Source organism: Streptomyces sp. NPDC046335 (assembly GCF_055587985.1).
The window spans coordinates 162,515-175,530 of sequence record NZ_JBVJFF010000001.1; the positions used below are offsets into that span (position 1 = coordinate 162,515).

Annotated in this window: 5 protein-coding genes; 1 reads left to right on the forward strand and 4 read right to left on the reverse strand. The window is 65.7% G+C overall.

Annotated features, from left to right (window positions below; translation table 11 throughout):
* The first annotated feature begins 131 nt into the window (after positions 1 to 131).
* Positions 132 to 803: an ATP-binding protein gene (locus tag ACZ6JY_RS00695; protein ID WP_469190820.1), complete on the forward strand. Its 672-nt coding sequence runs from the start codon at positions 132 to 134 to the stop codon at positions 801 to 803.
* On the opposite strand, the gene drmB is transcribed toward ACZ6JY_RS00695, so the two are convergent.
* The 4 genes from drmB to ACZ6JY_RS00715 are packed head-to-tail and all read right to left on the reverse strand — an operon-like array spanning position 797 to position 12,493.
* Positions 797 to 2,632 carry a DrmB family protein gene (gene drmB, locus ACZ6JY_RS00700; RefSeq protein WP_469190822.1) on the reverse strand — a complete coding sequence of 612 codons (1,836 nt, stop codon included), beginning with the start codon at positions 2,630 to 2,632 and terminating at the stop codon, positions 797 to 799. The genes ACZ6JY_RS00695 and drmB overlap by 7 nt on opposite strands.
* Positions 2,629 to 5,853, reverse strand: a complete 3,225-nt coding sequence (locus ACZ6JY_RS00705) for a helicase-related protein (protein ID WP_469190824.1) — start codon at positions 5,851 to 5,853, stop codon at positions 2,629 to 2,631. Before ACZ6JY_RS00705 ends, drmB begins: the two co-directional genes overlap by 4 nt.
* Positions 5,850 to 7,751 (reverse strand): UvrD-helicase domain-containing protein, encoded by a 1,902-nt coding sequence (locus tag ACZ6JY_RS00710; RefSeq protein WP_469191866.1) that lies wholly within the window; start codon positions 7,749 to 7,751, stop codon positions 5,850 to 5,852. The genes ACZ6JY_RS00705 and ACZ6JY_RS00710 overlap by 4 nt, the downstream gene beginning before the upstream one ends.
* A gap of 5 nt (positions 7,752 to 7,756) precedes the next feature.
* On the reverse strand, positions 7,757 to 12,493 hold the full coding sequence (locus tag ACZ6JY_RS00715) for a DEAD/DEAH box helicase (protein WP_469190826.1): 4,737 nt from the start codon (positions 12,491 to 12,493) through the stop codon (positions 7,757 to 7,759).
* Between the last annotated feature and the right edge of the window lie 523 nt (positions 12,494 to 13,016).

A 13,016-nucleotide genomic window follows, 5' to 3' on the forward strand; every position in this document is an offset into this window, starting at 1 on the left:
GGGCGCGCGGGACCAGGGCGTGCTTCCGTGAGGCCGCCGTGAGAGTTCCATTTTGGAAGTTGCACTGCCACGCTGTGTAGCGGATTGATCGCGACCCGCGACACTGGTAACGAAGCAAGGGCTGGATGCTCATGGCGGACGAACAGCGTGTAGTGCCACTGCGTAGTTGGGAGTTGCCCTTCCTCGCCGAACCGGAGGAGGTGTCAGTGCTGCGCCGCATAGTTCGACTGCGTCTGGTGCAGTGGGGGCTACCTCACCTGATCGACGTGGCGCAACTGTGTGTCGGCGAGCTCGTGACGAACGTCATCGAGCACGTGGGTGCCGGGACGCCGACTGTCCTGCTGCTCTCATTTCGCGAACCATGTGTGCGCATTGAGGTGCGAGATCCGGATGCGCGTGCTCTGCCGACTCTTGTCGCTGCCGGCCACGACGCGGAAGGAGGCCGCGGCATCGCGCTGTTGGATGCGCTAGCCGAACGGTGGGGCGTCGAGCTGAAGTCGGACTCGAAGGTCACATGGTGCGAGCTGGCCACGGGGCACGGTCCTCGGGACGGATACTCGAGTGGTTCCGAGGCGCGTCGAGCCGAGGAGGTGATCCATGGCTACGGAGAGGCCAGGACTTCGCGGAACGGCGAGTTGTCACGACTCAGTACCGCGGTCGCGGAAGAGGTCGCGATCGACGTGATCGCAGACCTCCTCCACTGGCTCCGAGCACATGGGTGCGACCCGGACGAAGCCCTTGATCGGGCCCAGGTGCACTTCGAAGCCGAGATGGAGGAGGTGGAGTGCGTGATGGATCAGTGATTGAAGGTGCCGTGGAAGAACCCTATGGACGGGTCCTCCGGAGTACCCACGAGCAGAGCGCGATCAAGCAATCCGTTGTTCTGCTCGCAACTCGTCTCGGGTAGCAGGACACAGGCGTGACAGGCCGCGAGGTTGACGCTGCCCGCCCCGCTCGCCTCGGACTCGATACACAGCGGGTCGGCCGAGCACCACTCCGAACGGTGCAGGGCGGACCGTAGCGCGGCGGCCAGCCGCGCGGGCTCGCCCTGAGCGACCACGCCGCCGAGGCTGCCGGCCGAATCACTGGTCGCTGTGTAGATGAGCAGACCTGACATGGAGTCGCCCGAGTAGAGACGTTCTCGAAGCGCGGCAGCTGGATAGCCACCGTCAAGGCTCCACTCATTGATCAGTGCATGCGCCAGCGTGTGGAGCAGCACCATGCGAGGCGTGGCCGGGGACTCGGGCGCGGCCATCGGATCCGAAGCTCGCTCGCGGAGCTGGCGACGGTGATTGTTCCGCATGCGTTCCACTCGGGCCGCGACGGCCGTACTGCGGGCCCAGGCCTCGATCTTCTCCTCGTCGAGGCGTAGGAACACCCCCTCACCCTGGACCTCCATGGCGGGCAGCCAACTCAGATCGTCGACGGACAACCGGGCCTCGTGAACTTCGGCGTTGTTGTCCGGAGCCTCCACACGGGAGAACGCCTTGAGGGCCCGGACCTCCCGCAACCGTTTGACCAGCATCGGGCCGGCCAGGCCGAGGCGGGTCAGATCCGGTGAGTGGGTCCCTGGTGGCTCACAGACGAACTGCTCCTCACGAGACGCGTCGCGTTCCGCGTTGCCGCTTCGCAGTTGGTTGTACTCCTGGTAGCGCAGAGCGAGATAGGCCCTGTCCGCGCCGTGCCTCTGATCACCCTCCGGGTCCTCGCCCAGTTCGGCGTCGAGCAGAGCGCTGACGGCATCCGCGGAGATCTCGTTTCCTTCCCGCATCGTAATGATTTTCAGGTATAGCGGGATCTCCGAGCGGTCGATGCTGCGGAGCTCATCCCAGTACGGCGCGAGACGGTCGGCCAGACCGTCGCTCCATGGCGGGATGGACAGCGCGGACCTGACGATCGGATGCCATGCCGCAGATGAACCGCGTTGGAGCGTGCGGGGCGGCTCGGAGCAGGATTCCGCGGGAGCGTCCTTGAGCCATGGTCGCCTGCCCTCGCATCGAACCTTGAGCTTGGTCAGGGCCGTACGCCGGAAGGCTCCCTCCATCGAGACTTCCGGAATGTCGCAGGTGCAAGAGATGAGAATGGAGCGCAGGGATGCGGTCCGGCCGGTGGTCCGCAGACGCATCTCACCACCGCAGAGGCCCGAGGCGCCCTCCGCGCGGTTGTCGCGGTGTGCCCATTTCCAATACGGGAAGTCGTCGATGTGCCCGTGGGCACAGGCCATGACGAAGCGAGAGGGAACCAAGCTCTCCTGGCAGTCACCGCATTCGTTCTTTCCGGGCGGGGAGTTGAAACCCCGCACGTGCTGAAGGGCGTTACAGGTCGGGCACGAGTGCCAGAGCGGGAAGCGACGTACTCGTACGCCGTCCTTGCTGGTGTCGTCCGAAGCGGGAGGCAGACGGAACGACCGTACGCCGAGGATCCGGGCGAGCCGGTGCTCGTGGATCGTAGGGGCTTCCTTGACGTTCCAGGAGTCCGTGCCGGCCACCATGAACGACTCGTTCTCGACGGCGATCATCGACCCGACACCGTACGTCGTGATCATCTGGGCGCGGCGGACCGAGCCGCGCCGTGGGTAGCTGCGTTCGGGAGCGCCTGCGCCCCGGCGGCGACGGGCGGGGGGCGGGGTCATCGGGATGCCTCCATGAACAGGGCCGTCTCCGCGTCGACGTCACGCAGACTCCACAGGGTTGGCCAGGCGTCGCTATCGGTTTCGTCGTCGAAACCGCACAACAGGGATGGGGACCTCTTGCCGCGTACAGGTTCGTAGTAGAGGCCGCCTTGAGCTTCTGCCGCATCCGCCCACCTGTCGACGAACTCGTCGAAGGCGTCGGCGGTCGCCTCATACTCACCCCGGTCGATGTCCAGCACGCGATCGAGCAGGAGGGGCCGGATCCGGCCCGCGAGTTCGTCGCGGAACCCGTCGATGCGGCCGGCGCCGTCGTTGGGGCGGGCGGCAGGAATGAGGATACGAGCGAGCGCGACAATCACGGCGTGCAGGCCGCGTTCTCGGGAGCGGGAGGAGAAGGGGGTTACCGAGGTCGACTCGACCTCGCGGTACAGCGCCGAATGGAAATGCAGGAAGTTTTCGTAGTGGGAACGGTCCCTCGAGCGCGACGAGTTGAGCATTACGGCGACGAGGCCCGGATGGGTACGGCCGATGCGGCTGGTGGCCTGGATGTACTCGGCGGTCGTCTGCGGCTGCCCCATGACAGCCATTAGGCCGAGGCGGTCGATATCGACCCCGACCGAGATCATGTTCGTGGCGAGCAGTACGTCGACCGTCTCCTTGTGCGGGAGCCGCCGCTCGATCTGCTTGAGTCGTGCCGGGATCTCGCTGGAGGTGGCCCGGCTGGTCAGCTCGGTCATCTCCAGGACACGACGCCTGTCGGTGCCGTCGCGCTCGGCCAGATACTCCAAATAGGCCTCGACATCGTCCCTGACCTGGAGGTCGGCGGCGGCGAGCAGCCGAAGGCTGTTGAAGTAGCCGACCAGACTCCAATAGGCGTCACGTACCTCTGGGGAGGTGTTTGCGCGCATCGCCTGGTGCAGCAGTGTCGCGTAGGTGCGGATCAGCAGGGTCGACTGGCTGGTGCTCGGGGTGAGGAGGCCGACGTACTGCCGACTGGCCTTACGCCCACGTGGTGTCTCCACGGCGAACCAGGAGTCCCTGCTGTCCAACCCCGCCGGGGGGAACTGAGAGACCTCACGGGCGAACAGGGCTCTGCCCTGAGCGCCCGCCCTGCGGATCGTCGCGGTCGAGGCGATCACCTTGGGCCGGTCGGCGAGGATGTCCACAGCCGTTTCGTACAAACCGGTGAGGGTGCCGAGAGGCCCAGAGATCAGGTGCAGCTCGTCCTGGACGATCAACTCTGGGGGAGGCGTGCGGTCCGCACGGTCCCGGTTGAAGAGCGCCGCGGTCTTCTCCCGCCATGGCATGGACGCGAACTTGTCCACCGTGGCGATCACCAGGGTGGGGCGTGCGTCGTACACGGCATCGTCGACGAGGTGCACGGGCAGCCCATCGCGGAAGTCACAGGAGGGGTTGGGGCAGCGCACGTGCATGCGCCGAGCCTCCTCATCCACCTCGTACTGGTGGGCGTCGAGTCGGGCACCGCACCAGGGGCAGGCGTGGAGCTGGGCCGGGTTCTTTTCCTGGAGGGACCTGCCCTTGCGGAGTTCCACCAGACTGTCCGCGGCGACGTTCAATTTGTTCGGGGTGGCGGACTGGCCGACCCACATCCCGATGGAGATCGGCTCGACGCCGAGGAGCGCCTCGTCGGCCAGTCGCATGCGCTCCATCGCGCAGATGAGGATGGCGGCACGCTCGAACTGCTGAAGAGTGAGCAGCCGCAACGTGTAGCGCATCAGCACGGTCACACCGGCGCCGCGCGCCTCCAGGCGCATGCGGCGCAGGAAGGTGGTGAAGGCGATCAGGCCCAAGTAGGCCTCGGTCTTGCCGCCTCCCGTCGGGAACCAGAGCAGGTCGGCGATCTCTCGATCCTCGTGGCCGGGGTCGACGATCCCTTCCAGGCAGAGGAGTACGAAGGAGATCTGGAACGGACGCCAGCGCCCCGACGCCAGGTCGGGTGTGCCCGTGCGCCCGTTCTTCACCCACAGACTGCGTGCACGTTGCTGGGCCATTGCCTCGTTGGCGAGCTTGAATGCTCGCATGATCTCCGGTCGGCTACGGTCATAGAGCAGACGGATACCTCGCCGCATACGGCCGAGCGCTACGCCGCACGCCTCGATCTGCTTCTGCGCCGGTACCTCGAACGGGGTGCCTGCCATCGTCGCTGCCTCGGACGTCTTGCGTTGGATCCAGTCCCCATATCCGGCGAGCAGTCCTTCGAGCGCGGACAGAACCTCGGAGTCCGGACGAGTCGCCAGCCCGTGCATGGTGAGAGCCGAGGCATCGATCTCCGGGTTCGAGTCGGTCAGCAGTACTTCATGGACGGGTAGGAACTCGGTCCGGACCTGGTCGACGGCAGCGCGGTCGAGGAACCGGGTGCCGATGGGCGGAGGTGTCCACTCCCAGTCGGCCGCGCACCCATGGCCTGTCGCGAAGGTCGGGGCGTGGCGGTGGAGAAGCCTGCTGACGGCCTGCTCCGGATCGGCGGCCTCGGACGCGGGCTGCCTGTCGACGAAGGCCGGCGCCCCGGTGGGGGTGCTGACGGTCAGTCGAGGCTGGAACAGGCTGAAAGCGTCCTGCAGTTCACGTTCACTGATCCGCTGATCGTTGATCAGGGTGACCGTCACCGTGACCGTGCCGTCAGGTGCTGCTTTCCGCACGAGGGCGCGGATATTCACCCCGTCCGCCACGGGGGCCGGGCGCTGCATGCCGGGACTGGTCACATCCACCGTGATCGGTCGGAAGTCCAGCGGACGACGCCGCCAGTGCTCGTTCTGTTCGGAGGTGCTGCGAGCCTCCGAGCGTTGGGCCGTTATCGGACGGCCCTCCGCGTCGACCGGGTCGTATGCGGCGGCCTCCGTCATGACGACGACCGTGCGGGACACGTCTGGGTCGACCGCGAAGGTAATTCCCATGGAGGACGGTTTGCGGTCATTGGCCAGGGAGATGCCGAGGTCCAGGGTCGTGTCCTCGATGTCCCTCCGCTTCTGCACGGGAGTGTCGTCGAGTCCTTGTTCGGCGATCCTGGCGGCGCGCTCCTCCTCTGCCGCCTCACCCGTCGCTCGGGGGAACAGCACGCCGATCGGATAGGCCGTGATCGGAGGATCCTGAGTCAAGACCTCGTCGGGGGTTCCAGGACCCAAGAGACCCCGCCGGAGTTGCGAGACCAGGCTGTCACGGACGGCGTAATGCTCCGTATGGTCTCTCGCGTCGTTCGTCATCGGTCGTGACCTCCCCGGGCGTGCTCGCCCCACTTGTAGCGCCCCAGTCCGGACATACGCGGCACCAGCCAGACCCCGTACTCCCCGATCCCGGCTCGCACTCCGGAGGCGATGCTGCCTGCCACGGTCTCTACGGTGTCGACCCGGAAGCCCACGATCTCCGCCGGCCAGTTGATGTCCCAGGTGCGATTGATTTTGAGGGACGCGTACAGGTCCTGACGGAACTTCGTCGAGACCACGCCGACCGGCATGCCCTCGTGGTACACGGCGTAGGGAGGACTCTGATCACCGGCGGCTTGCAATTCGTGCAGACGGCGTAGGACCAGTGGGTCACCGGCGCGCGTCGTACAGGCGAGGTGCCTCTGCACGGCTACCGGGTCGGATGCGAAACCGTCCGTGCCCGGCGGGTGTTCGCGGCAGACATCGAGCCCGCCGGCCTCGATGCCGTAGCGCGCGTATGCCTTCCACCCCGCCGCGTACCAGCGGCCCACGACGCGGTCGCGGCGGATCAGCTCCGTGCGCGGTGCGGCAGCCCGGTAGAGATCGTCCCGAGGGCGTGTCATCGCGACGTACAGTGCCCGCGCCTCAGCGGCGGGGTCGACGTGCGTGTGCTGCTTGCTCAGTGCGGCCATGGTGGCGGGTTCGACGACGATCACCCGATCGAACTCGAGCCCCTTCGCACGGTGCACCGTGGCGATGACCAGGCGATCGGGCTCGACTGCGGCCAACTCGTCGGGGAAGCGCCCTTCGGTGACGAGCCTGCGTACCGCGGCAACGTCCAGCAGTCCGCGCGAAGCACGTGCGGCTCCGCGCAGGGACCGCCACAGAGGCGCGGGATCGGTGCCACGCAGAACACCGGCGTCGGCGAGGATTTCGTGGAAGCGTTCTTCGCCGAGGGTCGCGGAACCCGTGTGCCTCAGCAGAGCCGCGACCCATGACGGAACCGGGCGGTCCTGCAGCGAACGCCGAACCCGATGATGTACGCCGTGCTCGGACAGTGTCTCCGACAGGACGAGCGCCTGGCGATTGTCCCGACAGAGGATCGCGCACGTACCCGGGTAGTCGCGAAGCGAGTCGACGGTGTAGGCGGCGGTCAGATCGCCGAAGTCCGAGCAGGCGAGGAGCCGTTGACGCAGGTCATGATAGACGGCGGTGCCCGCCGTCGCGGCCTCGCCGGTGTGGGAAGGGAGCTCTTGGAGCGTGGACCCCAGAGATAGCGCCGTACGTGACTCGTCGGTCCGGGCGCGAAAGTTGGTCGTCAGCCGCAGCTCAACGAGATCGTCGGCGTACGACACACGCAGCCAGTCGAAGAAGTAGTTGGTTTCGGCGGCTCGGGCATCGAGGTCGGAGACCTGGAAACCGTAGACGGCCTGGGCACCGTCACCGACCACGGTAAAACCGCAGCTGTCCTGGAAGCAGTCCAGCAGCGTCTGCACCATGTTCCGGCGATCGCCGACGAGGTCCTGGACCTCGTCGATGATCACGTGCGCCGGTGCGCCGAGCTCTCCGGCCTCCACCGCTCCTGCGGCGATCGCCTTCTCCGCCTCCTGAATCCGCTCGTCGAAGGTATACCGACTCCACTCCTGGTCCGGATAAGCAGTTTGCAGCAGGGTGTACGCCCAGGAGTCGAAGGTCTGGGCGCGGACCCGTCGGGCTCGGCGACCGTGGGCGGCGATGCGCTCACGAAGTTCACGTACGGCAGCACGGGAGAAGCTGAGCACCAGGATCTCGCTGGTCTCCAAGGCGTCTTCCTCGCGACTGACCAAGGCGTCGAGCCGCCGTACGAGTGTGTGGGTCTTGCCTGTGCCCGCCCCGGCCCTGACAAGGACACGCGCGTCCCAGGGCTGATCGACGACAGCCTGTTGTTCAGCCGTCAGCATGGGGCTGTCTGCATACATGCCGCTCACTTGGCTCCCCACAGGTGCTCGAACTGGGTGAACGCCAAAGCCTTTTGATAGTTGGAGATGTTGTCCCGCACATCGAGGATGAGGCAGGTGTCCTTGCCGCCGTTACGCGGCCCACGGAGGCCGCGGCCGATCATCTGCTGGTAGACGTTGGGGCTGTATGTGGGGCGGGCCACGACGACAGCGCGGGTTGCGGGAGCGTCGAACCCTTGAGTGAGGACGCCGTAGTTGGTGAGCACACGGGTCTGCCCTCGTCGGAAGGAGTCGATCCGCCTTCGACGCTCGGTGGAGGTGGTCGCGGAGTCGACGGCCGCGGCGGTGATGGCTCTGTCGTTGAGCTTTGCCGCGAGGAACTTGGCATGACTGACGGACGTGGCGAAGACCAGGACCGGCCAGTCCGCCGGCATGGCGTGGATTTCGTCGATGATGCGCCGGTTGCGGTCGTTGTCGTCGGCCAGACGTTGTTCCGCGGCTTTGGACAGGACACTCAGTTGTTCGGCTCGTTCCTTCTCATCACGCGTCAACTCGATGGACCCACCGGCAAGCTCCTTGTGCGTGACGCGGGCCAACATGCCCAGCTCCTGGAGCTCGCCATAGGGATCACCGGAGGAGAAGATGCCCTCGTCCAGGCGGCGGCCGCCGAAGCGTTGGATCAGTCGTTTCGTCTCGTCGACGTTGGTATTGCGGAACGGGGTGGCGGTCAAGCCCAACAGATGGCGATCGGTGCGGGAGTGAGTCAGGCCCAGCAGCGCGAGGATCTCGGTGTACTGAGGGGCGATGGCTACGTGAGCTTCGTCCACGATGACCAGGGAGGCCTTGCGAAGCCAGGCGTAGGCATGAGTGTCGAGGGAGGTGCGCAGCTTGGCGTCCGTGGCCACGACGAGGTGCGGGTGGTCAGTGACAGGGCCGGCCTCGTTCGTCGACCAGAGCCTACTGATGACCAAGGGGCTCTCGGCGCCGACCTTTGACCACACGAACATCCAGCTTTGAACGGCTTGTTCGCACAGCTCCTCGGTCTGGCTGATCCACAGGACCGGACCGTCGAGCTGCCCGTTCTGCTTGATCCATCGGATGACCGCTTCGGAGGCCACCCGTGTCTTGCCCGCTCCGGTGGGGAGGGACAACATGCCACGTTGCGGGGAAAGCCGGTCGAGCATGGTGAAGACGCTGGTGGCAAGGCGCTCTTGGTAGCCGTGGAGACGCGGGAACTCCGTGGGGCCTTCGACATCGATCCGAGGAGCCAACGAGGGAGCGCGGACACCCGCGAAAGAATCGGGGAAGCCGAGATCGGACACGAACTTCACGGCCGGGGTCGCGCCGGTGAAGGAGGAGGGGGCATGGCTGGGATAGGCGGCTGTCAGGTCCTTGGCGTGTACGTGCAGTACGCCGTCGCCATGTGCGTTGTACGCCATCTGTGCGATGCGCTGCGCGGAGGGCTCGGCACCCCCGAGGTCCGCTTGCTCGCTCGCCAGCAGGCCGGCGGGGAGGCCCGTCCGTAGTGAGTCGGCACCGATCAGCAACCGCAGCTTCTCCACAACGGATTCCGCTTCACGTACGGCGCGGAGAGAGTCCTGGAGCTGCTGATCCTGCTCTTGCCGTTGCTGTGCTTCGAGCACCGCTCGGCAGCCGGATTCCCCCAAGCCCCACCGCAGTTCCCGATCGGCCGCCCTTAGGGCGGTGAGCCGGTCGTCAGGGGCGAGGACGAGCACCGTGGTGTCGTGCAGAGCGCTTTTTAGAGGGGTGGTCCGAATGCCGTTCGGGGTGCGTACAACCTCTTCCAGTTCCGAGCAGCGCTGCAACTCATAGCTGTTGACGGAGCTGCCCAACCTCTGGCGCAGGGTGGGGAACTCATCCCGGAACGGGATGGGCTCTCCCGAAGCCACGTGCCGCGTTTCCCTGCTGATGACGTCGGAGTAGCGCAGCATGCCCCATTGGCCGATCATCAGCTCGGCGTTCTCCGGAGTGCCCGCGAGGAGGGCCGGAAGCTGCTCGGCTCGTAGCGCCTTGTACTCCTCGGTCGTGGCGGCCACCGCGATCTCGCCGTCCTCCCGAGTGCTCCACTCGCTACCGACACGACACCGGGTGAGGGAGTCCTCCGGGAAGCCGACCTGGAGACGAGTCAGCATCACGTAGGTGTGGCCGACGAAGACGTCGTCCTCGCTTCGGAGCAGCTCTTGCATCAACTGCTCCCACTGAGCCTCGGGCACGTCGTCCACCACCACGGGAAGGCGCAGCTTGCGAGCCTTCTCCGGGCTGATATCGGCGACGGACAACACATCGCTGTAGGCGCGGAGCTGCGGCCCGACCGCGTCCGTGAGCTTCACGATGCCCTTGGATGTGGTGACGAGGCCATGGGCGCGCACCATCCAGCGCAGTGGGGAAGCGACCGCTTTACGCGTGTTGGCCTGCGCACCGAACTGTCTGGTCCAGACATCGATGACGGAGTCGTCCGGTAGCGCTTTGAGGAAGGCGGCCTTGCCTTCGTCCGAGAGCAGCGGGAGCAAGTGCAGTGGGCCGCCGACCGCGGCGCCTTCGAGTTTGAGTCGGTAGATCTTTGGGCGATCTGCCTTACTGTCGAGCGTTCGGCAGTAACTGTCGAAAATTGCCGTGCGGTATTCGTCGAACCACGGCTCGCTCTCCGGACGGCATCCGCCGGTCGGGCGGTCCAGAAGCCCGAACTCGCGGAAGACGGACATGTCGTCGGAGTGGAAGTTCATGTCCACAGCCACCGAGGTGTCGCGCGAGCCATCGGCCGGCACCACCGGGCCGGGGATCATGCAGTCCCGCATGCGGTGGTAGCGACCGTCCTGGGTTCGGACGAACAAGGTCGTCAGAGGTTGCGGCACTCGGTCACGTACTTCCGCGGTGACGTGGCTTCCTCCCGCACTGTGGAAAAGTTCCCAGAACCGCGTCCAATCCTGCGCGGAGTAATGATCGAACCCTTGGTCCAGTACGCCGATGAACCGACCTCGGGCGTCCGCCTCGCGGATTCCGATCACGCTGAGTGCGGGGAACAGCGACACGTCCTCCGACAGCTTCGGGTCGATATAGACGAGATCATCCTTGAGGCCGTCCTGGACGGTTCGTCGGAAGACCTTGCCCGCGACCGGCGGCACCATGCCGTGCTCCTCGGTCAGTACGATGCGCGCCGTGCGGGCCTCGTCGGCGAAGGCGGAGGATCCTTTGATCATCTCTGCGAGGATGTGTATCGCCACGGCTGAGGCGTCAGCCGATCCGTCGGCCACCAGGGCCTCCAGCCATTCGCGGACCGTGGCGCGTTCCCGCTTGGCCGCCGAGATGATGTGCTCGACCTTGCCCGACCGTATTTCGGCCGCCTCGACGGATGGATGGACCCAGTTCGAGGGGCGCCCCGCATAGGAGTTCCACCGCTCAAGCCACTGCAACTCAAGTTTTCCACGCTTGCCCATGTCGGGATGGAGGCGGAGTTCCCGTGGAATGCGCAGGACTCCGTCCTGGTCGGGGAGTGAGGGACGCTGAGCGGCCATCTCCCAGATCTTTTCGGTCAGTTGCTGATCGGCCCAGTTGAGCGTTTCGGACTCCCTGGGTCGACCAGGGAGCAAGGGCAGGTAGGCGCCCGGATCTTGCGCCGGTGCGAGGTGTGGCAGTGAGTCCACGACCAAGCGGGCCGCGACCTGGATGATTTCCTCGTTGAAAGGACTGGCGTCGAGCAGGTTCTGCCGGTCCTCGTTGGTCTTCCACGCACCATTGAGGGCGCCGCTCAGGGTCATGGGGTACTTGGTCGGGAAGAACGACCAGAACTCGCCGCGACCACGCGGGGTGGACAGCAACTTGTCACCGGTGTACTCGGACACGGCCCATGCAATATCGATGGTTCCGCGATCATGCATTTCGCCGGCGCTGCGACGGGCGGCCTCTGTCGGGCGGTGCGCGTGCGTGAACACTTTCCAGTCGGTGCGCGAGGCTTGCTGCCCGGTGCGCTGTTCATGGATCGTGTGTCGGAAGTCCTCGTGCTCAACCTTGATGGTGCGGCGTACGGGAGGCATCACGCGGCGGTCCTCGAGAACCACGGTCCCGACATGGTGGGAGAAGAGTTGGAACCGGGCAGGGAACTCGGTCTGCGCGCCCCCCTTGGAATCCTGGTGCATGTCCCCCGCAAGCCGCCCTGCGGCTCCGCTGAGCAGGGGAAGGCGAACCACTGTGGTTGCCCAGCCGAGCAGCTCATCAAGGACAGAATCCCCCTTCCGCTCCTCGCCCACGTCGAGGGGGCGTGCCATGCGGAGAACCGGGGCCTCGAATCGCGCGTCGGGCTCGGCCCCGCACGCATCTCGGATCTGCGAAAAAGCCCAGTCCCGATCGAACCCGAAGCCGAACTCGACGCTTTCTGATCTGCTGAAGAACTGGGGAGTGTCCGTGATCGCGAGGATGGACTTTACGCCGACACCGAAGCGTCCGATCTGACCGCCACGTTTTTTGGAGACACTCATCCGGAGGATGGTCTCGGCCCCGTCGGGAGTGACTGGTGTTCCTTGGTTCGCGCAGTATAAATGAGTCCCAGTGAGAACGGAGTGAACTGTTCCGCCAGGCTCGTTCGCGATTTCGTCGGCCGCGTTCTGTATCAACTCGAAGAGCTGTCGGTCTCCGTACCCGCCTTGGGTGATCCGTCGCTCACCATTGGCGTGCTCTTGGATAAGTCCGGGGTCGACCCGGTATGTTTCCAGCACCCGTGCAGATTGCTCGACGACTTTCTTGATCACGGGTGATGAGTCCGTAGTGTCCGCCGAGTTGAAGTGGCTCACGGCATTTCCGTTTCTGTGACTGGTGGAGAAGCGCGGGTACGGGAGTGCCGGCCGCGACGCTGTACGCCGCGACCGGCACTCCCGAAGACGATAGACCCAATGTTCGGCAATGCGATGCGGATTACGGCAGATCGAAGGCAATGATGACGACAGTGACGCGGGTGTGGGTACGCCGGTTCCGGGCCGACCGGTTACCTGTGCCCGGATGCCCGGGCGGGCCGGTCCGAATGTGGCGGGCACGGCGACGGGGGCCGTGGCGGCGAGGGGCTTCGGTGGCGCGGGAGTCGGTCGGAGGGGAAACCTTTCTGCGATCGATGATTTCGATCAACTTCCGATATGTCTGAATGACCCCGAGGGTGATCCCCCGTCCGGTCAGGAATTCCGCCTTGCTCTCCGCTGTCTCGCGCGAGTCGTACTGAGCGACGATCCGTCGCATGAGATCTAAGGCGGACTCGACTTCGGGGCTTTCGGGCACAGGGAT